Source organism: Thermobifida halotolerans (assembly GCF_003574835.2).
Classification (GTDB): domain Bacteria; phylum Actinomycetota; class Actinomycetes; order Streptosporangiales; family Streptosporangiaceae; genus Thermobifida; species Thermobifida halotolerans.
In genome coordinates this window covers 2,879,376-2,902,434 of record NZ_CP063196.1, presented here as the reverse complement: position 1 = coordinate 2,902,434, position 23,059 = coordinate 2,879,376, and the positions used below count along the sequence as shown (strand labels likewise).

Annotated in this window: 22 protein-coding genes; 18 read left to right on the top strand and 4 right to left on the bottom strand. The window is 71.2% G+C overall.

All coding sequences use genetic code 11. The features are described from left to right. Positions 1 to 269: 269 nt before the first annotated feature. The 9 genes from pdxT (at position 270) to NI17_RS12930 (ending at position 8,282) form a co-directional block, all read left to right on the top strand. Positions 270 to 881, top strand: coding sequence for a pyridoxal 5'-phosphate synthase glutaminase subunit PdxT (pdxT, locus tag NI17_RS12970; RefSeq protein WP_068688972.1), 612 nt, complete (start codon positions 270 to 272; stop codon positions 879 to 881). Next, a complete protein-coding gene (locus NI17_RS12965; protein WP_068688976.1) occupies positions 878 to 1,627 on the top strand; it encodes a YebC/PmpR family DNA-binding transcriptional regulator in 750 nt (249 codons plus the stop codon). Before pdxT ends, NI17_RS12965 begins: the two co-directional genes overlap by 4 nt. Before the next feature lie 126 nt (positions 1,628 to 1,753). Beyond that, positions 1,754 to 2,302, top strand: a complete 549-nt coding sequence (gene ruvC, locus NI17_RS12960; protein WP_068688980.1) for a crossover junction endodeoxyribonuclease RuvC — start codon at positions 1,754 to 1,756, stop codon at positions 2,300 to 2,302. A 28-nt stretch (positions 2,303 to 2,330) separates the two neighbouring features. Beyond that, positions 2,331 to 2,942 (top strand): Holliday junction branch migration protein RuvA, encoded by a 612-nt coding sequence (ruvA, locus tag NI17_RS12955; protein ID WP_068688982.1) that lies wholly within the window; start codon positions 2,331 to 2,333, stop codon positions 2,940 to 2,942. A 10-nt stretch (positions 2,943 to 2,952) separates the two neighbouring features. Continuing rightward, a complete protein-coding gene (ruvB, locus tag NI17_RS12950; protein ID WP_068688984.1) occupies positions 2,953 to 4,008 on the top strand; it encodes a Holliday junction branch migration DNA helicase RuvB in 1,056 nt (351 codons plus the stop codon). A gap of 137 nt (positions 4,009 to 4,145) precedes the next feature. Continuing rightward, entirely contained in the window at positions 4,146 to 4,520 is a 375-nt protein-coding gene (yajC, locus tag NI17_RS12945; protein WP_068688986.1) for a preprotein translocase subunit YajC, read from the top strand. A 95-nt stretch (positions 4,521 to 4,615) separates the two neighbouring features. Then, a complete protein-coding gene (locus tag NI17_RS12940; protein WP_068688988.1) occupies positions 4,616 to 5,146 on the top strand; it encodes an adenine phosphoribosyltransferase in 531 nt (176 codons plus the stop codon). Positions 5,147 to 5,400: 254 nt separating this feature from the next. Continuing rightward, positions 5,401 to 7,857, top strand: a complete 2,457-nt coding sequence (locus NI17_RS12935; protein WP_234401720.1) for a RelA/SpoT family protein — start codon at positions 5,401 to 5,403, stop codon at positions 7,855 to 7,857. Positions 7,858 to 7,904: 47 nt separating this feature from the next. After that, positions 7,905 to 8,282: a cupin domain-containing protein gene (locus NI17_RS12930; protein WP_068688990.1), complete on the top strand. Its 378-nt coding sequence runs from the start codon at positions 7,905 to 7,907 to the stop codon at positions 8,280 to 8,282. 68 nt (positions 8,283 to 8,350) lie between these two features. On the opposite strand, the gene NI17_RS12925 is transcribed toward NI17_RS12930, so the two are convergent. After that, a complete protein-coding gene (locus tag NI17_RS12925) occupies positions 8,351 to 9,583 on the bottom strand; it encodes a DUF349 domain-containing protein (protein WP_119267827.1) in 1,233 nt (410 codons plus the stop codon). A 481-nt stretch (positions 9,584 to 10,064) separates the two neighbouring features. Between NI17_RS12925 and NI17_RS12920 the strand changes: the two genes are divergently transcribed. The 7 genes from NI17_RS12920 to NI17_RS12890 all read left to right on the top strand — a co-directional run bounded on the left by NI17_RS12920 (position 10,065) and on the right by NI17_RS12890 (position 18,795). Further along, positions 10,065 to 10,739, top strand: a complete 675-nt coding sequence (locus tag NI17_RS12920; protein ID WP_068688992.1) for an MBL fold metallo-hydrolase — start codon at positions 10,065 to 10,067, stop codon at positions 10,737 to 10,739. Positions 10,740 to 10,932: 193 nt separating this feature from the next. Further along, positions 10,933 to 12,669: an aspartate--tRNA ligase gene (aspS, locus tag NI17_RS12915; RefSeq protein WP_119267826.1), complete on the top strand. Its 1,737-nt coding sequence runs from the start codon at positions 10,933 to 10,935 to the stop codon at positions 12,667 to 12,669. Between the two features lie 340 nt (positions 12,670 to 13,009). Next, the gene (locus tag NI17_RS12910) at positions 13,010 to 13,462 is read left to right on the top strand and encodes an SSI family serine proteinase inhibitor (protein WP_068688996.1); all 453 of its coding nucleotides are present in this window, start codon (positions 13,010 to 13,012) and stop codon (positions 13,460 to 13,462) included. 378 nt (positions 13,463 to 13,840) lie between these two features. Next, the gene (locus NI17_RS12905; protein ID WP_068688998.1) at positions 13,841 to 14,371 is read left to right on the top strand and encodes a septum formation family protein; all 531 of its coding nucleotides are present in this window, start codon (positions 13,841 to 13,843) and stop codon (positions 14,369 to 14,371) included. A 422-nt stretch (positions 14,372 to 14,793) separates the two neighbouring features. Next, positions 14,794 to 16,815, top strand: a complete 2,022-nt coding sequence (locus NI17_RS12900) for a SpoIIE family protein phosphatase (RefSeq protein ID WP_068689176.1) — start codon at positions 14,794 to 14,796, stop codon at positions 16,813 to 16,815. Positions 16,816 to 16,819: 4 nt separating this feature from the next. Next, positions 16,820 to 17,446 (top strand): phosphatase PAP2 family protein, encoded by a 627-nt coding sequence (locus NI17_RS12895; RefSeq protein WP_068689000.1) that lies wholly within the window; start codon positions 16,820 to 16,822, stop codon positions 17,444 to 17,446. Between the two features lie 23 nt (positions 17,447 to 17,469). After that, positions 17,470 to 18,795 carry a replication-associated recombination protein A gene (locus NI17_RS12890; RefSeq protein ID WP_068689002.1) on the top strand — a complete coding sequence of 442 codons (1,326 nt, stop codon included), beginning with the start codon at positions 17,470 to 17,472 and terminating at the stop codon, positions 18,793 to 18,795. A gap of 198 nt (positions 18,796 to 18,993) precedes the next feature. Here the strand turns inward: NI17_RS12890 and NI17_RS12885 are convergent, their stop codons facing one another. Next, positions 18,994 to 20,769: a serine/threonine-protein kinase gene (locus NI17_RS12885; RefSeq protein ID WP_119267825.1), complete on the bottom strand. Its 1,776-nt coding sequence runs from the start codon at positions 20,767 to 20,769 to the stop codon at positions 18,994 to 18,996. A gap of 478 nt (positions 20,770 to 21,247) precedes the next feature. Between NI17_RS12885 and NI17_RS12880 the strand changes: the two genes are divergently transcribed. Continuing rightward, entirely contained in the window at positions 21,248 to 21,640 is a 393-nt protein-coding gene (locus tag NI17_RS12880) for a DUF948 domain-containing protein (RefSeq protein ID WP_068689004.1), read from the top strand. After that, positions 21,637 to 21,897, top strand: coding sequence for a DUF6167 family protein (locus NI17_RS12875; protein WP_068689006.1), 261 nt, complete (start codon positions 21,637 to 21,639; stop codon positions 21,895 to 21,897). The genes NI17_RS12880 and NI17_RS12875 overlap by 4 nt, the downstream gene beginning before the upstream one ends. 56 nt (positions 21,898 to 21,953) lie before the next feature. Here NI17_RS12875 and NI17_RS12870 read toward each other — a convergent pair whose 3' ends face one another. Continuing rightward, positions 21,954 to 22,343: a hypothetical protein gene (locus tag NI17_RS12870; RefSeq protein ID WP_068689007.1), complete on the bottom strand. Its 390-nt coding sequence runs from the start codon at positions 22,341 to 22,343 to the stop codon at positions 21,954 to 21,956. Continuing rightward, on the bottom strand, positions 22,340 to 23,038 hold the full coding sequence (locus NI17_RS12865) for a hypothetical protein (protein ID WP_068689009.1): 699 nt from the start codon (positions 23,036 to 23,038) through the stop codon (positions 22,340 to 22,342). Before NI17_RS12865 ends, NI17_RS12870 begins: the two co-directional genes overlap by 4 nt. Between the last annotated feature and the right edge of the window lie 21 nt (positions 23,039 to 23,059).

Here is a 23,059-nt window from a genome sequence, read left to right as displayed (position 1 = left end):
TCCTGCGCCAGCCCGTGGTGGCCCGCCCGGGGGCGGAACACCTCGCCTACCCGACTTCCCGGACCGGTTGCCAGGCGGCCTCCACCCGGGGGGTCCTGCGACCTCGGCTCCCAAAACCCCGCCCGGGGCCGCCGACCGCCGTCGCCGTCCTGTGCGCCCCGCCGAACCGCCTACCCTGGAAAACGCGGGACGGCGTCTCGGGCGCGGCCCGCGCCGCCGGAGCACACCCCGGCGGGCCGTGAACGTGAGCAGCCAAGCGAGGTCGTTCCTTGTCGTCCGTCCCACCCACCATCGGAGTGCTCGCACTCCAAGGCGATGTCCGCGAACACGTGCGCGCCCTGGAGAGTGTGGGCGCACGCGCGCTCGCCGTCCGCCGCCCCGACGAACTCGACACGGTCGACGGCCTGGTCATCCCCGGCGGAGAGTCCACCACCATGTGGCGGCTGGCCGTCGCCTTCGACATCCTCGAACCGCTGCGCAAGCACATCGCCGCCGGAATGCCCGCCTACGGAACCTGCGCGGGAATGATCATGCTCGCCGACCGCATCGAGGACGGCGCCCCCGGCCAGCAGACCATCGGCGGGATCGACATGACGGTGCGGCGCAACGCCTTCGGGCGCCAGGTGGACTCCTTCGAGGCCCCCGTGGAGGTGACCGGTGTGGACGGCGGCCCCGTCGAGGCCGTCTTCATCCGCGCCCCCTGGGTCGAGTCGGTCGGCGCCGCCGCCCGGGCGCTCGGGCACGTCTCCCGCGGGGAACGGGCCGGTAGGATCGTCGCGGTACGGCAGGGGGGGCTGCTGGCGACCTCGTTCCACCCCGAGCTCACCGGTGATGCGCGTATCCACCGGCTCTTCGTCGACATGGTGAAAGGACAGGCATGAGCGGCCACTCCAAATGGGCCACCACCAAGCACAAGAAAGCCGCCATCGACGCCAAGCGCGGCAAGCTCTTCGCGAAGCTGATCAAGAACATCGAGGTGGCGGCACGCACCGGAGGCGGCGACCCCGACGGCAACCCCACGCTCTACGACGCCATCCAGAAGGCCCGCAAGAACTCCGTCCCGCTGGACAACATCGAACGCGCCCGCAAGCGCGGCGCCGGTGAGGAGGCCGGCGGCGCCGAGTGGCAGACCATCATGTACGAGGGCTACGCCCCCGGCGGAGTCGCGCTGCTCGTCGAGTGCCTCACCGACAACCGCAACCGCGCCGCCTCCGAGGTGCGCGTGGCGGTCACCCGCAACGGCGGGTCCATGGCCGACGCGGGATCGGTGTCCTACCTGTTCAACCGCAAGGGCGTGGTGATCGTCCCCAAGGACGGCACCACCGAGGACGACGTCACCCTCGCGGTGCTCGAAGCCGGCGCCGAGGACGTCAACGACCTGGGTGACGCGTTCGAGGTCGTCTGCGAGGCCGGAGACCTGGTCGCGGTGCGCACCGCCCTGCAGGACGCCGGGATCGAGTACGAGTCGGCCGAGGCGAGCTTCCTGCCGAGCATGGAGGTCCCTCTCGACGAGGAGGGCGCCAAGAAGGTGCTGCGCCTCGTGGACGCCCTCGAGGACTCCGACGACGTGCAGAACGTCTACACCAACGCCGACATCCCCGACGACATCATGGCGAAGATCGGCTGATCGGCTCCGCCCCACTCACGCACGCCCCGGCACGGTCCGGGGCGCGCGTGTTCTCCGGGCAGAAGCGCCGGGTGACGGCGCGGGCCGGTAGGCTCTGCGAACGAGCGTTCGAGAAACGGGGGAACGGTGCGCGTACTGGGAATCGATCCGGGACTGACCCGATGCGGCGTGGGCGTGGTCGACGGCTCCGTCGGCGGCACGCTCACCATGGTCGCGGCCGGAGCGGTGCGCACCCCGGCCGACGACGAGCTCCCCGCGCGCCTGCTCGGCATCGAGCGGGGGGTCGAGCAGTGGCTCGACGAGCACCGGCCCGACGCGGTCGCCGTGGAACGGGTCTTCGCCCAGCACAACGTGCGCACCGTGATGGGCACCGCGCAGGCCGGCGCCATCGCCGTCGTCTGCGCCGCCCGCCGCGGCCTGCCCGTCGCCCTGCACACCCCCAGCGAGGTCAAGGCCGCCATCACCGGAAGCGGACGCGCCGACAAGGCCCAGGTGGGCGCCATGGTGGCGCGCATCCTCCGGCTCGACGGCCCGCCCAGACCCGCCGACGCCGCCGACGCGGTCGCCCTGGCCATCTGCCACCTGTGGCGCGGCAGCGCCCAGGCCCGGGTCGCCCGGGCCCGCCAGGAGTTCGCCCGCAGGATCGAACTCGCCCGCCAGGCCAACGGCCTGTGAGCCCCGTGGTGCGAAGGAGGGGGAGACAGTGATCGCGTTCCTCAGCGGCCGGGTCGCGTCCCGCGGCGGCGGGACGGCGGTCGTCGACGTGGGCGGAGTCGGTATCACCGTGCACTGCACCCCGGCCACCCTGGCGCGGCTGCGGGTGGGCGAGCACACCACCGTCGCCACCTCGCTGGTGGTCCGGGAGGACTCCCTCACCCTGTTCGGCTTCGGTGACGACGACGAACGCGACGTCTTCGAACGCCTCCAGACCGCCAGCGGGGTCGGACCGCGCCTGGCCCTGGCCATGCTGGCCGTCCACACCCCCGACGCGCTGCGCCGCGCCGTGGCCGCCGAGGACACCGGAGCGCTCACCCAGGTGCCGGGAATCGGGAAGAAGGGCGCCCAGCGCATCGTCCTGGAACTGAAGGACAGACTCGGCGCGCCCGCCGGAGACGACCAGCCGCCCGCCCCCGACCGGGCCGCCGCGCCCGCCTCCCTGCCGTGGCGCCCCCAGGTGGTCTCCGGACTGGTCAACCTGGGCTGGTCGACGCGCGACGCCGAGGCCGCGGCCGACGCGGTCGCCGCGGAGGCGGGCGAGGAGCCCGACGTCGCCGTCCTGCTGCGCAGCGCCCTGCGCAGACTCAGCCGCGCCTAGAGGAGCGCCGATGAGCGAGCACGAACGGAAACTGGTGTCGCCAGAGGCCGACCTGGACGAACACGCCATCGAGGGAGCGCTGCGCCCCAGGAGCCTGGACGAGTTCGTCGGCCAGGAGCGCGTACGCGAACAGCTCTCCCTGGTCCTGCGCAGCGCGCAGCGGCGCGGCAAGGCCCCCGACCACATCCTGATGTCCGGCGGCCCCGGACTCGGCAAGACCACCCTGGCCATGATCGTCGCCGCCGAACTCGGGGCCCCGCTGCGCATCACCTCCGGCCCCGCCATCGAACGGTCCGGGGACCTGGCCGCGGTGCTGTCCACCCTGCGCGAGGGCGAGGTCCTGTTCCTGGACGAGATCCACCGCATGGCGCGCCCCGCCGAGGAGATGCTGTACGTCGCCATGGAGGACTTCCGGGTCGACGTCGTGGTCGGCAAGGGGCCGGGCGCGACCGCGATCCCCCTCGACATCGCCCCGTTCACCCTGGTCGGGGCCACCACCCGGGCCGGGATGCTGCCCGCCCCGCTGCGCGACCGGTTCGGGTTCGTCGCGCACATGGACTTCTACCGCCCCGAGGAGCTGGAGGTCATCCTGCGCCGCTCCGCACGCCTGCTGGGAGCCGAACTGGACGCCGACGCCGCGGCCGAGATCGCCCGGCGCTCCCGCGGCACCCCCCGGATCGCCAACCGGCTGCTGCGCCGGGTCCGCGACTACGCCGAGGTCCGCGGGGACGGACGGCTCACCCTGGACAGCGCCCGCGCCGCCCTCAACCTCTACGAGGTCGACGACGAGGGCCTGGACCGCCTCGACCGCGCCGTGCTGACCGCGCTGCTGCGCCGGTTCCGGGGCGGCCCCGTGGGCCTGTCCACCCTCGCGGTGTCGGTGGGGGAGGAGCCCGAGACCGTGGAGGTCGTCGCGGAACCCTTCCTCGTCCGGTCGGGATTCGTCGCCCGGACCCCCCGCGGCCGGGTCGCCACCCCCCAGGCGTGGACGCACATGGGACTGACCCCGCCCCCCGACGCCGCTTTCGGCGCGGGCGGTCTGTTCGACGCCGACGAGGAGCCGTAGGCTGGCAGGGCAGGCGGCCGCCACCCGCCCCGGCGGGGAACCTCCGAGCGAGCCCGTTCGTTGACGGCGAGCGTGTCGCCGACCGCAGCCGCGCCCACTGGTCGGCGCGGCCACGAAGACCCAGGAAAGGACGCCCCGTGCAGGGCCTGATCACTCTCGCAGAACAGCAGCAACAGAACCAGGGCGCCGGCCTGATCAGCCAACTGCTGATGTTCGCCCTCATCATCCTCGTCTTCTACCTGCTGTTCTTCCGGCCGCAGCAGAAGCGCCGGCAGCAGGAGATGCAGATGCAGAACTCGCTGACACCGGGAACCGAGGTGATGACGAAGGCGGGGATCTACGGGACCGTCATCGACGTCCACGACAACGACGTGGAAGTGGAGATCTCGCCGGGCACCCGCATCCGCATGGTCAAGGCGGGCATCGGAGAGGTCGTCTCCCCCCGGGACGCCGACAACGACACCCCGCCCGAGGACCGTCCCGACTTCGGTGACGGCAGGGACGGCTCCTGAGCCCCCGGTCCCGCACCGCCCGTCCCCCGGTACCGGACCCGCGCCCGGGACCGGTACCGCCCATCCCCCCACCGAACCGAGAAAGCCTTCCGTCCATGACCGCTGACGTGACCACGCTGATCGCCCGGTACGTGCGCGACATCCCCGACCATCCCCAGCCCGGCGTGGTGTTCAAGGACATCACCCCGCTGCTCGCCCACCCCACCGGCCTGGCGACGGTCGTCGACGCCATCACCGCGCCGCTGGAGGGCCGGCGGATCGACCTGGTCGCCGGGCTCGAAGCGCGCGGGTTCATCTTCGGCGCGCCCGCGGCGGTGCGACTCGGAGCGGGCTTCGTCCCCCTGCGCAAAGCCGGGAAACTGCCCGCGGCGACCCTCGCCGAGTCCTATGATCTGGAGTACGGTACCGCGACGGTCGAGATGCACGCCGACGTGGTCGCCCCGGGCAGCCGCGTGCTCATCGTCGACGACGTGCTCGCCACCGGAGGCACAGGACGGGCCGCGGTGGATCTGATCCGGCGGGCAGGTGGTACCGTCGTGGAATTCTCCGTTCTCCTGGAACTCGGGTTCCTCAAAGGACGCGAGAAGCTGGCCGACGTCGACCTGCGGGCCCTGGCCACGGTCTGACCACCCGGAAGAACACCGTGTGAGAACCCTCGCGGCGTACCGAACGGGGCATGACCCACCGTCCGTGGACGGTCCTAGACTGGGGAATGACGGTACCGCGGCATCGCGTTGGAAGGACATACGGGTGTTTCAGGCACCCGCATCGCTCATCGAACCGGTGCGTCGGATGGCGACGATCACGTCCCATCGTTCTCGGCCTGTACGAACCGTCCGGCGTGGTGGCGGCCTCGCCGGCTCAGCCGCGGGAGGGTGTCATGCGCAGCGAAACGGTATCGACCAGCACCGAACCCGTGCGCCCCGAAACCCCCGACTCCGCCGGAGGACCGGCCGCGGGGGCGTTGCCACCGGACCGGACGCACGGCGACGAGGGCCACAGGGGCGAACCGGCCCCGGAACCGCAGTCCGCGCCCCCCGCCTCCGCTGCTCCCGAGGCCCACGGCGACGCCGACACGCGCACCCCACCCACCACGCAGCCCGGGCCGTCGTCCACGGTCCGGGTCCGACGCAGGCTCGCCAGACTCGGCGCCCAACGGGGAACGACCATGAACCCGGTCCTCGAACCGCTCATCAAAACCGTCCGCGCGACCCACCCCAAAGCGGACGTCCGCCTCATCGAGCGCGCCTACGAGGTGGCGGCGCACCACCACCGCGAACAGAAACGCAAGAGCGGCGACCCCTACATCACCCATCCCCTCGCGGTGGCCACCATCCTCGCCGAACTCGGCATGCAGGAGGCCACCATCGCCGCCGGACTGCTGCACGACACCGTCGAGGACACCGCCTACACCCTCGACCAGTTGCGCGCCGACTTCGGCGACGAGATCGCCGAACTGGTCGACGGCGTCACCAAACTCGACAAGGTCAAGTACGGCGAGGCCACCCAGGCCGAGACCGTGCGCAAGATGGTCGTGGCGATGTCCCGCGACATCCGCGTCCTGGTCATCAAGCTCTGCGACCGGCTGCACAACATGCGCACCCTGCGCTACCTGCCGCAGGCCAAACGCGAGAAGAAGGCCCGCGAGACGCTGGAGATCTTCGCTCCGCTCGCCCACCGCCTGGGCATGAACACCATCAAGTGGGAGCTCGAGGACCTCGCGTTCGCGACCATGTACCCCAAGCGCTTCGACGAGATCGCCCGCCTGGTCTCCGAGCGTTCGCCGCGCCGTGACGTCTACCTCCAGGACGTCATCGAGGCGGTCTCCGCCGACCTGCGCGAAGCCAAGATCAAGGCCACGGTGCGCGGCCGCCCCAAGCACTACTACTCGATCTACCAGAAGATGATCGCCCGCAACGTCGGGTTCGACGAGATCTACGACCTCGTCGGCATCCGCGTCATCGTCGACAGCGTCCGCGACTGCTACGCGGCGCTGGGCACCATCCACGCGCGCTGGAACCCGGTGCCGGGACGGTTCAAGGACTACATCGCGATGCCGAAGTTCAACATGTACCAGTCCCTGCACACCACCGTGATCGGTCCCGAGGGCAGCCCGGTGGAACTGCAGATCCGCACCCGCGCCATGCACCGGCGCGCCGAGTACGGCATCGCCGCGCACTGGAAGTACAAGGAGGACCGCAGCTCCGGCGGAACCAGGAACAGGAGCACCTCCAACGACATGGCCTGGCTGCGCCAGCTCATCGACTGGCAGCAGGAGACCAAGGACCCGGGCGAGTTCCTGGAGTCGCTCCGCTTCGACCTGTCGGTGCAGGAGGTCTTCGTCTTCACCCCCCGCGGCGACGTCATCTCGCTGCCCCAGGGCGCCACCCCCGTCGACTTCGCCTACGCGGTGCACACCGAGGTCGGCCACCGCACGGTGGGCGCGCGGGTCAACGGCCGTCTGGTCACGCTCGACAGCGAACTGCACAACGGCGAGACCGTCGAGGTCATCACCGCCAAGGCCGGTGACGCCGGGCCCAGCCGCGACTGGTTGAACTTCGTCAAGAGCGCCCGCGCCCGCAACAAGATCCGGCAGTGGTTCACCAAGGAGCGCCGCGAGGCGGCGATCGAGCAGGGCAAGGACGCCATCGCCAAGGTCATGCGCAAACAGGAACTGCCGGTCCAGCGGCTGTTCAGCGGCGAGTTGATGATCGCGCTCGCCCACGACCTGCGCTACCCCAACCTGGACGCGCTGTACGCGGCCGTCGGCGAGAACCAGATCAGCGCCCATCGGGTCGTCGAGAAACTCGTCGACTCCCTGGGAATGCTGGACAACGAGGAGGACGTCGCCGAGGTCGCCACCCCCATCCGCGCTCCGCGCACACGCACCACGAGCAACCCCGGCGTGGTCGTCCAGGGCGACCCGGACGTGTGGGTCCGGCTGTCCAAGTGCTGCACCCCCGTTCCGGGGGACTCCATCGTCGGCTTCGTCACCCGGGGCACCGGCGTCTCGGTGCACCGCAGCGACTGCGTCAACGTCAACCACCTCGACTCCCAGCGCATGGTCCCGGTGGAGTGGCAGCCCACCGGGAACTCCATGTTCCTGGTGGCCCTGCAGATCGAGGCGCTGGACCGCACCCGACTGCTGTCGGACATCACCCGGGTGCTGTCCGACCAGCACGTCAACATCCTGTCGGCGACCGTGCAGACCAGCCGTGACCGTGTCGCGCTGAGCCGGTTCACCTTCGAGATGGCCGACCCCGCCCACCTCGGCCACGTCCTCAAGGCGGTGCGCGGAGTGGACGGCGTCTACGACGTGTACCGAGTCCGGAATTAACGGAGTGTCGCGTTCTGTCGGTCGCGCCCACCCCGCAGACTGGCGCTATGCAGAAACTCTCACTGGACGCGCTCGCCCAGCAGCAGTTGCGGCGCGCCGTCGAGGTGTCGGCGGGACGCAGCGCCACCACCGTCTACGGCGGGCACGAGCACTCCCTTCGGCAGACCCTGATCGCCTTCCGTGAGGGAGCGGGGATGTCGGAACACCCCAACCCCGGACAGAGCACACTCCAGGTGCTGCGCGGCAGGGTGCGCCTCACCGCCGGAGACGACTCCTGGGACGCCCGCTCCGGCGACCTGCTGCTGATTCCGCAGGCCAGACACGCGGTGACCGCGCTGGAGGACGCGGCGGTCCTGCTGACCGTGGTGATGAACGACGAATCCCCGCAGGAGGTCAGCAGCCGCCGGGCCCGGGAGACGCCGTGACGACGCGGCGCTGACACAGCGAACGGCGTCCCGGCCCCCCGGGACGCCGCCCACCGCGGTCGATCACCTCAGCTCATCTCCTCCAGCGCCTTCTCGGCCTCGGCCAGCCACGAACGGCGGGCCTCGAGCGACTCCCGCGCCTCGTCCGCCCTGCGGTCGTCCCCGGCCTCACGCGCACGGGCCAACTGCCGCTCCAGCGTCCCGATGGAGTCGCGCAACTGGGCGATGGTCGCCTCGGCGCGGGCGCGGGCCTCGGGGTTGGTGCGCTGCCACTCCTGCTCCTCGGCCCTGCGCACGGTCTCCTCGATCTTGCGGAAGGCCCCTTCGAGGCGGTCCCGCACGTCGCGCGGCGCCGCGCCGGCCTCCTCCCAGCGCTCCTGGAAGTCGCGCAGCCTCGCGCGGGCCTCGCGCGGGTCGGTGACCGGAAGCAGCGCCTGACGGGCCTCCTCCAGCAGTTTCTCCTTGATCTCGGCGTTGCCGCGCAGTTCGGCGTCGCGTTCGGCGAAGGCCGCGTTACGGGCCGAGAAGAAGCGGTCCTGGGCGCCCTTGAACCGTTCCCACAGCGCGTCCTCGGTGGCGCGGTCGGTCCGCCCTGCGGACTTCCACTGCTGCATCAGATCGCGGTAGCGGCCCGCGGTGGGGCCCCAGTCGGTGGAGTCGGCGATCGCCTCGGCCTCGGCGGCGATCCGCTCCTTCACCTCGCGCACCTGCTCGCGCTGCTCGTCGAGTCCGGCGAAGTAGGCCTTGCGCCGCTTGGAGAAGGCGTTGCGCGCGGCCGACATGCGCTTCCACAGCGCCTGCTCGGTGGCGCGGTCGGCGCGCGGCGCGGCCTTCCACTCGTCGATGAGCTGCCGCATGCGCTCGCCGCCGGTCTTCCAGTGCGTCGTCTCCTCGGCGACCCGCTCGGCCTCGGCGACGATCCGCTCCTTGATCTCGCGGGCCTCGACACGCGCCTGCTCCTGGGCCTGCTTCTGCTCGACCCGGCGCTGCTCGATCCGCTCGGTGAGAACGTCGAGACGCCGAGCCAGGGAGTCCAGGTCGCCGACGGCGTGTGCCTCGGTCACGGCCGTACGCAGTTTCTGCACGCTCGCCAGTGCCTGCGCGGCGGACAGGTCGGTGGTGGCCAGACGCTTCTCCAGCAGTTCCACTTCGGTCAGCAGCGAATCGTACTTGCGCTTGAAGAAGGCGAGGGCCTCCTCGGGCGCCCCCGCCTGCCATGACCCGACGACACGTTCGCCCTCGCTCGTGCGCACATAGACCGTGCCGTCGTCGTCTACGCGGCCCCAGGGGTCCGTGGTCACCGTGTCCTCCTGAAGTGATGAGCCTGATGCTCGTCAGGTCCGTATGGTCGTGGCAGCGTGCCACCAGCACTGCGGCCGAGACGCGATCCCCCGTCGGAGCGACGGCGCGTTGGCACGTTTGGGAACGAATCTACCCGTATCCGCCGGATCGACCTGTGATGTCGCCGCCCAGATCCGGCAAGGAACATCGAGCACGGTCCGGGCACGGACCAATATGACACCGTCACGGCGTTTGGCAAAGGGTCACGGGCAGCGTGGTGACCGAATGGTGATGAATTGCGGCTGCAGAGTGACCGTTCCCCCGTATGCCCTCCTCGCCCCACCCGCTCTCGGGGACCGCGCCCGCACCGGCCGCGGGGGACGGCCGTCCGCCCACCGCGCGTCGGCGGCGATATCGTGTCGCCACAACCGTCACGGCGTCGGTACGCTCATGGAGTAACCGACAGTGCCCTCAGCTCTGGAAACGAGGTCAGCGCCGACCGTGCTCATCGCAGACTTTCCCGCCGGACCGCTCGCGGCGAACTGCTACGTGGTCGCCCCGGAAGCGGGAGCGGAGTGCGTGATCGTCGATCCGGGGCAGCAGGCCGCAGAAGGAGTGGCCAAGCTGCTGGACGAGTACGCGCTGACCCCGGCGGCCGTCCTGCTCACCCACGGTCACTTCGACCACGTGTGGTCGGCCGCGCACGTGTGCCGGACCCACGGCGTCGCGGCGTACGCGCACGCCGCGGACCGTCCGCTGCTGAGCGATCCGGCCAGGGGAGTGGACCCTGCCCTGGCCGCGCAGTTGTCGGCGCTGTTCGGCCACGAGCGGTTGCACGAACCGGAGCGGGTGGTCGAGGTCGCCGACGGCCAGGTCCTGCGCCTGGCCGGACTGGAGATCACCGTGGCGCACGCCCCGGGACACACACCCGGCTCGGTCGTCTACGCACTGCCCGCGACCGGGGACGCCCCCGAGGTCCTCCTCACCGGGGACCTGCTGTTCGCGGGCTCCATCGGGCGCACCGACTTCCCCGGCGGCGACCACGCGGAGATCCTGCGCAGCCTGTCCCGGGTCTGCCTGAGCAGAGGAGACGACACCGCGGTGCTCCCCGGGCACGGCCCGCGCACCACCGTCGGCCGCGAGCGCGCCACCAACCCCTTCCTGCGCGACCTGTAGGGCGGCCCCGCCCAGCAGCTCACGCAGCGCGAGGACCGTGAACGAGACAATGAACAGCAGCATCGCACCGCGTGCGGTTTCGGGAGCTCAGCCGCAGCGGAGACGAGATACCGGCACCGGCCCCGCGGGGCCGGTCGGCCGCACGCGTCAGGCAATGACTGAGACATTCCGACACTGCTGAAGGAGAACCCCGTTGATCCGCACGCACGAGGCGGGCACGCTACGCGCCGAACACGCAGACGAGACCGTGGTCCTGGCCGGTTGGGTGGCTCGCCGCCGCGACCACGGCGGCGTCGTCTTCCTCGACCTGCGCGACGCCTCCGGTGTCGTCCAGGTCGTGGTCCGCGAGGACGAGCTCGCCCACGACCTCCGCTCGGAGTACTGCGTCAAGGTGACCGGCACGGTCCGGGTCCGCCCCGAAGGCAACGAGAACCCCGACATCGCCACCGGCGCCGTCGAGGTCGTCGCCTCCCGCATCGAGGTCCTGAGCGAGGCGGCGCCGCTGCCGTTCCCGCTCGACGGCTCCCAGGAGGTCTCCGAGGAGGCCCGGCTGCGCTACCGCTACCTCGACATGCGCCGCCAGGAGACGGCCGGGGCGCTGCGCACCCGGTCCAAGGCCAGCTTCGTGGTCCACGACGTCATGCGCGAGCACGGCTTCGTCAACGTCGAGACCCCGTACCTGACCCGTTCCACCCCCGAGGGCGCCCGCGACTTCCTGGTGCCGGTGCGCCTGCAGCCGGGGCACTGGTACGCCCTGCCGCAGTCCCCGCAGCTGTTCAAGCAGCTGCTCATGGTGGGCGGCCTGGAACGGTACTACCAGATCGCCCGCTGCTTCCGGGACGAGGACTTCCGCGCGGACCGGCAGCCGGAGTTCACCCAGATCGACATCGAGATGAGCTTCGTGGACCAGGACGACGTCATCGGGGTCGGCGAGGCGCTGGTGGCGCGGCTGTGGAGCGAGGTCCTCGGCCACGAGATCCCGCTGCCGCTGCCGCGCATGCCGTTCCGGGAGGCGATGGACCGCTTCGGCTCCGACAAGCCCGACCTGCGCTTCGGGTTGGAGCTGACCGAGCTGACCGAACTGTTCGCCGACACGGACTTCCGCGTCTTCCAGGCCCCCTACGTGGGCGCCGTGGTGATGCCCGGAGGGGCCGCGCAGACCCGCAAGCAGCTCGACGGCTGGCAGGACTGGGCCCGGGCGCGCGGTGCCAGGGGACTGGCCTACGTGCTGGTGCAGCAGGACGGGACGCTGGGCGGTCCGGTCGCCAAGAACCTGTCCGACGCCGAGAAGTCCGGACTGCTGGAAGCGGTCGACGCCGAGCCGGGGGACGCCGTCTTCTTCGCCGCGGGCGCCCGCCGGGCCGCCCAGGAACTGCTGGGCGCGGCCCGTCTGGAGATCGGCAACCGGCTGGGGCTGATCGACAGGTCCCGGTGGTCGTTTCTGTGGGTGGTGGACGCCCCCATGTTCGAGGAGGACGACGAGGGCGGGTGGACCCCGGTGCACCACCCGTTCACCAGCCCCAAGCCCGAGTTCGTCGCCACGTTCCACGAGGACCCGGCGAACGCGCTGGCCTACGCCTACGACATGGTGTGCAACGGTCTGGAGATCGGCGGCGGGTCCATCCGTATCCACCAGAGCGAGGTCCAGCAGCGCGTCTTCGAGACGCTGGGGATCAGCAAGGCCGAGGCGGAGGCGAAGTTCGGCTTCCTGCTGGAGGCGTTCAAGTTCGGTCCTCCGCCGCACGGCGGCATCGCCTTCGGGTGGGACCGCATCGTCGCCCTGCTGACCGGCGGGAACTCGATCCGTGACGTCATCGCCTTCCCCAAGACGGCGTCGGGGGCCGACCCGTTGACGGGCGCGCCCACCCCGATCACGGCGGCGCAGCGCCGGGAGGCGGGGGTCGACTCCGTGCCGGAGGAGACGGCCTGACCGGTCGGAATCCACACCGACGCCGTTGGGGCGGGCCCGGGCCCGCCCCAACGGCGTCCGTTTTCGCGGAGACCGCGGGAACGGAGGGTCCGCCGGGCAGAACAGGAGAGGGCAAACATTTTCTACCGTTGCCTCATTTCCTCCGGAAAGATATCCCCAGTTGGGAGTTAATCGGTTCGCGGGAAAAGTGGTTTCTGGTCATATGGGGCTTTCTCGGAGATTTCCTGCTCATTACAGTGATGCTGCGTCGCGGACCGGTCGCCGACGGTAGGTGATCCGTCGGGCCGGTGGGGAGCACCCGCGCATGCATGTCCCGAAACGGACGAGCGAAAGGTGACCCATGCCCACCACGGCAATCCGACGCGTCCTGGCGACCCTCGCGGTCGCCGCCTGCGCCGCGGTCCTTCCCCTCGGCGCCAGCGCGTCCGCTGACCCCGGCATCTCGCCGGGCCCCGTTGAACCCAAGGCCGACCTCGTGCTCACCATCGTCCCCGATCCCGGCACCGTGATCATCGACGAGAACTCGCACGGGGAGCGGGTCACCCAGGTGACGCTGACGTGCGGCCCCGACGGGGGCACCCATCCCGACCCCAGGGGCGCCTGCGACTCGCTGCGCGCGGTCGACGGCCACTTCGCACGGCTGCCCAGTGTCCCCGGGCCGTGTCCCGCGGTCTGGGCACCGGTGACGGCCGTCGCGACCGGCACCTGGGGCGAGCGCACGGTCTCCTACGCGGAGAGGTTCGGCAACGCGTGTGAGGCGGACGTGGGGACCGACGGCGTCTTCTCCTTCTGAGCCCCGGCCTCCGAACCCCCGAGGGCCCGGCCGTTTCCGGTCGGGCCCTCGGGGCGTTTCCGCACCGGCGCCTCCGCCCGCCGGGGATATGAGATGGGTCACAGACAGTGAGGAGGATCGCGGCAGGAGAGGCGGGAGAGAACCCGGCTGCGAGGGGAAAATGGCCGGATGTGGCACGAACTATCCGGAATGTCATAGGCGGGTGCTAAGGTCACTCCACCAGATACCGCCCACCGCACGTGACGGTTCCGAGCGGCCATGACCCCGCACACGCCTCGGTACCGAGAGTCGGGACGTTTCTTACCGCGACGAGGACTCCGTGTCCTGCCCGGAGGCCGGTATCGCCAACCCCCGTTCTGTGTCCACAGTGGAGAATTGATGACCCTGGATTCACTCCGGTGGGGAGTCGGCCGTGCCGCCGCCACCACCGCGATCGCCGCGGCGACCCTCGCGTTGTCCGGTTGCGGACTGCTCCTCCCCGGTGGAGGCGACCTGGAGGAGGCCCTCCAGGACCTCGAGCAGCTCGAGAACACGAGCGGAACGAGCGAGGAGGACGTCTTCGCCATCGCCGTCGGCGACTGCTTCCCGCCCGACAACAGCGGAGCCGAGGAGGTCACGACCGTCGAGGTCGTCCCCTGCAGCGAACCGCACGACTCCGAGGCCTACGCGGCGGGCTACATGCCTGACGGCCCCTACCCCGGCGACTACGAGATCCAGACGTTCGCCGACGACTTCTGCATGACGGAGTTCGACTCCTTCGTCGGCCTCCCCTACGAGGAGTCCGTGCTCGACTTCTCCTACTTCTCGCCCACCGAGAGCTCCTGGGAACAGGGCGACCGCGAGATCCTGTGCACCATCTTCGACCCGGACGGCGAGGTCACCGGCACCCTGGCGGGCGCCGCCCGCTGAGCCGGCCGCGGACCGCAGGGCCCCGTGGCGGCATCCGCCGCCACGGGGCCCTGCGCGTGCGAGCGGCACGGCGCCGCTCCGGGAAACACCCGACACGGCCACGGGTGGCCGGGGAACCGGAGCGCTAGAATTGTCCACGGTGTGTCGAGAATCCCGATGTCGTCAGGCAATGTGAAGGTCAAGAGAACGGCAAGAATTGACCGGTCCCGGTGTCCTGTTCGTGGTGAATTCTTTGGGATCGGCGGCTTTTCGCCCCCATTGCCGATTGCCCGCCTGCGGTGGGACGATGCGGGAAGTCCTTCTCCATGGTCGATGACCTGCGCAAAGGGGGTTATTTAGTTAAAGTAGGGTGAATCGGATGTTCGGGAGGGGTCCGCGGACGCGGACAGGACATTCGCGACGACACGGGGATGAACTATTACGTGAACAGATCGACCGGCACGACGGACGACTTCGCCGGTTCTGGAGGAAAGACCGACGCTCCCGCGGCGCAAATGGACGATCCGGCCGGTACCGCGTTCCGCCATGCGCCCACAGCGATGCTCGTGGCCGACCGCGCCGGAGCGGTCCTCCTGGTCAACCAGGCTTTCACCACCCTGCTGGGCTACTCGCCCACCGAGGTCGCGGGACGGCACTGGCCCGAACTGTTCGAGACCGACGACCACGGCCGCGCCTGGGAGCAGCACAGCAGGGCACTGCGGGGGAGCGCCCCCGGACAGTGGCCGGACCTGGCGATCCGCACGGCGAGAGGGCGGTCGCACCGCACCGTGGTCCAGGCGCGTCCCCTGCCCTCCACCGCCGCCGCGGACGAGGTCGCCGGAGTCGTCGTCCAACTGTCGGCCGTCAGCCGTGACGAGGAGACCCTGCGCATCGTCACCGAACTCCGGCTGCGCGAGGCCGACACCGCCCTGTGGTCGCTGGACCTCACCAGCGGAAGACTGAGCGAACTGTTCGGCCCCTCCCCACTGGGACGGATGCTCGCCGGAGAGGCGTGCACCCTCGAGGAGTGCCTGGCCCGGGTGCACCGCGACGACGTCGCCCGGCTGCGCGACGCCCTGGAGACCTCCTACCAGGGGCGCGACTACGAGCAGCGGTTCCGCATGTTCGACCAGGTGGGCGACGAGCGGTGGCTGTACGCGCGCGGCGCCTACGTCGGCGGGGAGCGCCCCCGACTCGTCGGCGTCGTCGACGACATGACCGAACACGTCGAACTGGTCCGGCGCCTGGCCGACCGCCGACGCATCGAGGCCGCGCAGGGCCGACAGGTCAACGAACTGGCCGCCAAACTCGTCTCGGCCACCACGGTGGAGGAGGTCACCGACCTGCTCGGCAGGGAGTTCCTGCCGATCTTCGGCGGCGACAGCGCCCACGTCATGCTGCTGGACCAGGACGAACTCCGCCTCCACAGCACCAGGACCGCGAACGTCGAGAGGTGGCTCGAAGAGCACGACCACCGCGACGTCTCCTACCCGACCGGAGCCGTCCTGCAGGACCGCCAGCCGCGCTTCTTCGAAAGCCGCTCCGAACTGCTGGGACGGTTCCCCGCCGTCGAGGGGACCCTGCGGCGGACCGGAAGCCACTCCTGGGCCTTCGTCCCGGTCTTCGGCGACGCCAAGGTGACCCTCGGCGTGTGGGTGGTGGCCTGGACCCAGCCCCACCACGCCACCCCGGACGAGCGCGCGCTCATGCTGACCCTGGCCGGACTGGCGGGCCAGGCGCTGCAGCGCGTCAACCGCCAGCGCGCCGAACTGGAACTCGCCGACGCCGTCCAGAAACGCATGCTCCCCCCGCAGCCCCCGGACTTCCCCGAACTGGACGTCGCCGTACGCTACCTGCCCTCCCGCGCCGGATGGCGCGTGTGCGGCGACTTCTACGACGCCATCAGGCTCCCCGGCAGCCGCATCGGCCTGGTCGTGGGGGACGTCCAGGGGCACGGCGTGGAGGCCGCCGCCGCGATGGGCCAGATCCGAATGGCCTTCCGCGCCTACGCCAGCAACCAGAGCGACCCGGGAACCGTCCTGGCCGAGACCAACCGACTGCTCACCGAGACCGGCGAGATCGTCTTCGCCACCTGCGGCTACCTGGTGATCGACGTGGACCTGGGACAGATCCAGGCCGCCTGGGCCGGGCAGCCCCCCGTCGTACTGGCCACCGGCTCGGGATACGAGGTGTGGAGCCCCGAGACCGGTCCGCCCGTCGGCGTGGACTCCGAGGCGAAGTACCCGGTCAGCTCCCGCTCCCTGCCGCCGGGCAGCACACTGCTGATGTGCTCGGACGGCCTCGTGGAGAGCTCGGAGGTGAACATGGACGACGGTCTGGCCGCGGTCGGCAGGGAACTCGACGCCAAGGCCGCCGACGTCCACCAGGCGGCCACCGCCCTGGCCAGGCTCACTCCGGCGGGACGCAGCGACGACATCGCGATCCTCGTCGCCCGGGTCCGCTGACCCGATGGCCCGCCTCGGAGGGACCGCGGTCGGCCTCCTGCTCGCCTTCGCGGCCCTGGCGCTTCCCCTGGCCGTGGACACCGACCCGCCCGCCCTGGGCGGGTGGGACGTCGCACTCACCGAGGAGGTCTCCGACGAGCGGACCCCCTCCGAGACCGCCGCGGCGGTCTTCCTCCACCGCATCGGGGCATGGCCGTGGGGCAGCGTCCTGGTGGCGGGACTGCTGCTGCCGCTGGTGCTGCTGCGCCGCTGGTCGTCGGTACTGCTGGTCGCGCTCGCCTGGGCCGCCACGTCACTGGTCACGGTCCCGCTGACCAAGGCGCTGCTGGGCCGTCCCCGCCCGCTGGAGCAGTTGGTCGCCGAGGACACGGCGGCCTACCCGTCCGGGCACACCGCGTTCGCCGCGGTGCTGACCGTCGCCGCCGCGGCCGTCAGTCCGAAGTGGGCCCGTGTGCCGGTGCTGCTGGTCGGAGCGGCGTTCACCGTGGTGATGGCGTGGAGCCGGATGTACCTGGGCGTGCACTGGTTCTCCGACACGGTGGGGGGAGCGCTGGTGGGCGGCGGCGTCGGCCTGCTGGCCTGGTGGCTGCTGCGCTTCCTGGCCCCGCGCCTCCGCGCCGCACGGCGGTGACGTCCGGCGACTAGGGTGGAGGTGTGTCCGAAACACTGTTCGACGACGCCGGAGCCGAGGCCCACCGCAGCCAGGAACCCCTGGCGGTGCGCATGCGCCCCCGCACCCTGGACGAGGTGGTCGGACAGCGGCACCTGCTCGGCGACGGCAGCCCGCTGCGGCGGCTCGTCGAGGACGACGCCCCCATGTCGCTGCTGCTGTGGGGACCTCCCGGCACCGGCAAGACCACACTGGCCACGGTGGTCAGCCGAGCCACCCGGCGCCGCTTCGTGGAGCTGTCGGCGGTCACTTCCGGGGTCAAGGACATCCGCGCGGTGGTCGACGAGGCCCGCCGGGAACTGGGCATGCGCGGCGTCCGCACCCTGCTGTTCGTCGACGAGGTGCACCGGTTCAGCAAGACCCAGCAGGACGCCCTGCTGCCCTCGGTGGAGAACCGCTGGGTGAGCTTCATCGGCGCGACCACCGAGAACCCGTTCTTCTCGGTCATCAGCCCGCTGCTGTCCCGCTCCCTGCTGCTCACCCTCGAACCGCACACCGACGACGACATCCGCACCGTGGTGGAGCGCGCGCTCACCGACGAACGCGGCCTCGCCGGCCGGCACACCCTGAGCGGGGACGCCGCCGACCACCTGGTGCGCCTCGCCGGGGGCGACGCCCGGCGCTCTCTCACCTACCTGGAGGCCGCCGCCCTGGTCGCCGGGGAGCGCGCCGAGATCACCGTGGCCGACGTCGAACGCGCGGCCGACCGCACCGCGGTGCGCTACGACCGCTCCGGGGACCAGCACTACGACGTGGTCAGCGCGTTCATCAAGAGCATGCGCGGCAGCGACGTCGACGCCGCCCTGCACTACCTGGCCCGCATGATCGAGGCGGGGGAGGACCCGCGCTTCATCGCCCGCCGCGTCGTGGTGCACGCCAGCGAGGACGTGGGCATGGCCGACCCCACCGCCCTGCAGGTCGCGGTCGCCGCCGCCCAGGCCGTCGAACTGGTCGGCCTGCCCGAGGCGCGCATCAACCTCGCCCAGGCGGTCATCCACATCGCGCTGGCCCCCAAGTCCAACGCGGTGGTCACCGCGATCGACCGGGCCGTCGGCGACGTGCGCGCGGGCCGCCTCGGCGCGGTCCCCGCCCACCTGCGCGACAGCCACTACCGGGGCGCCTCCGACCTCGGTCACGGGGCGGACTACCGCTACCCCCACGACCACCCGGGCGGGGTCGTGGCCCAACGGCACCTCCCCGAACCGCTGGACGGCGCCGAGTACTACCGGCCCACCACCCACGGCGCCGAACGCCGCTTCGCCGAGGTGCTGCGGCGGATCAGGGGCGTGCTGCGCGGCGGGTCCGGCTGACCTCCCGCTCGTCCGTCCGGGCGGGCCGTGACGGCGCGCGGAGCCGGCGTCCGGGACGCGGGCTCCGCGGCCGTCGGGGCGAAGGGGCGGGAGAACCGACGTTCCCGGGACCGGAGAGCCTCCGGCAACGGTCGGCTCCCGGGCCGCGGCCGTCCGGCGGACGCCGACGGGGAGACGCCGCGGTCTCCGCCCCTGCGCTCAGTTCGCGGGCGGGTACAGCTCGGTGACCTCCGTGATCACCGGGAGGCCGGTCTCGGGGTCGCGCTCACCGAAGGTCACCTCGGCGATGACCACGTCTCCCCAGCTCAGGTAGTTGGCCAGGTCGCGCCCGGTGACCTCGTAGGTTCCCCGGCCCTCCGCGTCGACGTACAACTGGCCGGGGGTCAGGCAGAAGTACGCGCACAGCACCTCGGCGTCGGAGGCGATCAGCGTCTCCAACGGCGCTTCCACGCCCTCGACCGCGGTCCACCGCTCGCTCCAGTCCTGCGGGGTGAGCTCCCCGCCGTTCTGCCCCGTGAACGCGTCGTCTCCGGACGCGGGCTCGACCGGGGTGTAGGGCCACGGTCCGGACAGCAGGCTGGTCTCGCCGGAGGCGTCGAAGCGCACCACGAGGGTTCCGGTGTCCCACTCGGGGGGCGTGTCGGCCGCCGGGGCGGCGTCGCCCGCGGAGTCGGAGGCCGCGGTGTTGTCCTGCTGCGTTTCGGGGGCGTCCTCGCGGAGCAGGGCGGACACCCCCCAGGCGGCGCCGCCCACCAGCACGAGGGCCGCGACGCCGCCGCCCACCAGCATCAGCAGCCGCCTGTTCGATCCCTTCGGCCCCGAGTCGGAGGCCGGGGCGGGCGGAGCGGAGGGGGCGGCGGGGGCAGCCGCGAAGGTGGCGGTCGTGGCCGCCGCCTCGGACTCCGCGGCGGCGGAGGACTGCCGGGGTCCGGCCGGGGCGGCCGGCTGCGGCGGGGAGACCACGGGAACGGGCATGGTGACGGACATGCGGCCGCTCTTCCTGCCCTTGGCGCGGTCGTCCACGTGGACCACGCGGGGCAGCAGCGCCGGCTCCACGATCCCCTGCCACTCCCGGGTCAGCACCCGGGTGACTCCGGAGCCCGGACCGGCTTCGCTGCCGACCGACCCCAGACCGTTCTCCCACAGTTCGATGGATGAGCGCACCAGGTCACGGACGTTCGGCCGCTGCTCGGGGTCGGCGGCCAGCGCCGACTCCAGCAGCGGGCGGATCTCCTCGGCGATGCCGTCGAGGTCGGGGGCCCGCGACCCGACCCGCTGGGCGACGTCCTCCGGGGAGCCGGTGCCGAACGGCGGACGGCCGGTTCCGGCGAAGGCGAGGACCGCGCCCCAGGCGAACACGTCGGAGGCCGCGCTGGGCGCCTCGCCCCGCAGGCGCTCGGGGCTCGACCAGGGCGTCGACACGGGCGGCACGGACGCCTCACCGGACAGCGAGCAGTCCAGGACGCGCGGTCCGGCGGAACTGAGCAGCACGCTGCCGGGTTTGAGGTCGCCGTGCACCAGGTCCAGGGAGTGCAGCGCGGACAGCCCCTCGCCCAGCCCGGCGGCCAGCGCGGTGAGCCGACCCAGGCTCATGGGGCCGCGCTGGCGCGCGTACCGCTCCAACGGCACGCCGGGGGCGTAGCGCATGGCCAGCCAGGGCGGCGTGTCCTGGACGTCGAACGCCACGGGTGGGACGTAGCAGCGCCCGTCCACGGCTCCCAGGGCGCGCAGCCGTTGTTCGAGCCGGGAGCGGGCGGCCTCGTCGGCGACGTGGGCGGGCGGCACGACCTTGACCGCCAGCAGCGCGTCCGGCTCCACGGTCGGGTGTACGGCGGCGTACACGCTGCCCGCGGTTGCCGAACCGAGCCGTCCCACCAACACGTACGGGCCGATGTGACGGGGATCCTCCGGCGCTGTGGGGGCCAGATCGGGTGGGACCAGAACGGAGATCGTCCGTTCGGAACGTCGGCTCATCGTGGTCCTGTCTCAAAAAGTCCGAGGTGAAGTGATGGAAGGCGCAGTAGTAGCCAGTGGGTGGTTATCGCCATTATCGGGAGAACTCGGTCATCTTGTCAGACTGAGACGGCACCATCCTCCCTCCGGTTCTCTCCGACCGAACACACCACTCCGCGCCGTGCCGCATTCACCGCGGGTGACCGGTGCGCGAGGTCATCAGGTGTGGAACGGAGGGGTCGACTGTTCCGGCAGTCCGATCGTACGGACACCCGCGGCGACGGGCGGCGGGATCTCGCAGACGCGAAGGCGGAAGCGCCGTACGAAGTCCCGTGGCGAACAGAGAATTCACGATAGTGTCAGACCCAATTCGGCTCCTTCCGAGGCGGCGGCCCGACCCCCCGGGCAGCATCGCCGCCGGACCGGAGCCGTCCGTCGGCGCCGACACCCGGTCGGCCCCGTCGAAGCCCCAACGAACCCAACCGTTAGCGGAGTCCGCATGCTCACCGGAGGAGAACTCGCGGCCCTGGTCGCCGCGGTGGTCTGGGCCGTGGTGGCCGTGTTCTTGTGCGTGGCCCTGTTCAAGCTCACCCGGCTGCTGACCGAGGCCACCAGGGCCGTGTCCGAGTTCCGGGAACGCACCGCCCCGCTGCTCGACGACCTCGCGGCCACGGTCGAACGCGCCAACGGGTCCCTCGACCGGGTCGACGAGATCACCGCCAACCTCGCCAGCACCACCGAGGACGTCTCCACGATCACCGAGCTCACCCGCTCGGCGGTGACCGGCCCGCTCGTCAAGGTGGCGTCGCTGTCCTACGGGGTGCGCCGGGTCCTGGGGCGGCGCAGGGCGCTGGCGCTGATCCGCACCCGGCGCAGGAGGGAGAGCGCGTGATCGGCCGGACCGTCTACTTCGTGGCCGGGGCGGTGGTCGGCGGCTACGTGGTGTACCGCGTCAACCGCGCCGCCCGCGCCTGGACCCCCGGCGGGATCGCCGACCGCGTCGAAAAACAGGTCACCTCCTACAAGGAGGCGCTGCGCGAGTTCAACGAGGACGTCGCCGACGCGGTGCGCGAGCACGAGGAGGAACTGCTCCGCCGCTACGCCGCGGACCCGGCGCGGCGGGAACCCCCGGCGCTGCCGGAGAACTGAGCCCGCCCCCGGCGGGCGGCACCGGACCACGCCTCCGGTGCCGCCCGCCGGGGTGTTCACAGCTCCCATTTCCCTGCCAGACTCAGCTTCTCGAACTCCGGGAGGAGTGCGGCGACCTCGTCACGCCAGGCGGTCAGCGTGGTGATCGACGGCGGAAGCGGACACTGGTGGTAGTGGCAGGCTCGGCTCAACCCGAGCCACAGCGCCGACCAGCGTCCGGCCAGGTCGGTGTGTCCCCGGTAGCCCAGGCACAGTGACTGCGCGTGAGTCTTGCCTTTGCCTTCGGCGAGTTCTGGACGGACCTCCCGCCAGTACTCGCGCATCATCTCCTCCAGTGCTTTGCGCAGCAGGAAGACCGTGCCGCGTCGCATGGGTCCGAAGCTGCGGTCAAGGGGCGAGGCGAGAAGGGTGTCGGCTGTGGCGAGCAGTTCGGCGGGACGGTTCACTCTCGTCCTCCGTTCTTCTCAGCCGCCGCCCTGATCCGGGTGGCGAGTTTCTGGGTCTGGCTGACGAACGTGTCCGGGTTGTTGACCACTACGTGTTCATGCGATCCCTTGGTGCAGGTCCGCAGGATCTGCACCGCGTCGGGACAGTGTTTCCGGACCCAGTTGTCGACGTTCTTGTCAGGGGAGGACTCGTCGAAGAGGGCGAGCGCGGCCAGCTCGGCCAATTTCTCCGCGTCTTCGAAGCGCTCTTCGATCTCCTTGAGCCCCTTGCCTTGGGCGATCATCCGGTGCCGTGCGGCGTCCTTGCAGGCGGCTTCGATTGCTTGGCGGCACAGGCCGGGCAGTACCTCCGAACAGATTTCCCGGCTGACCCTCTTCGAGAATCTCCGCGCATCGCTGAGCGCCTGGGTGACCGGATCGGTCTTGGGAAGAACCACGACCTTGGAGCGCTCCCCACGGGTGATCTCCAGACAGGTGGCGGGCAGCCGCTGGTAGCGGATCTCCTCGACGAGTCGGGTGTCGTGGGTGAACACGACGACCTGCCGATCCCGAGCGATGTCGGACAGCAGCCGGGCCAGTCCGGCGACCTTGGCCGGATCCATCGCCTGGACCGGGTCGTCCAGCAGAAGGAAGCGGAACGGGCTCTCCTGCGTCGTGGCCCGGGGCAGGAACAGCGACAGCGCCAGCGAGTTCAACGCAGCTTTGGAGAGGGACCT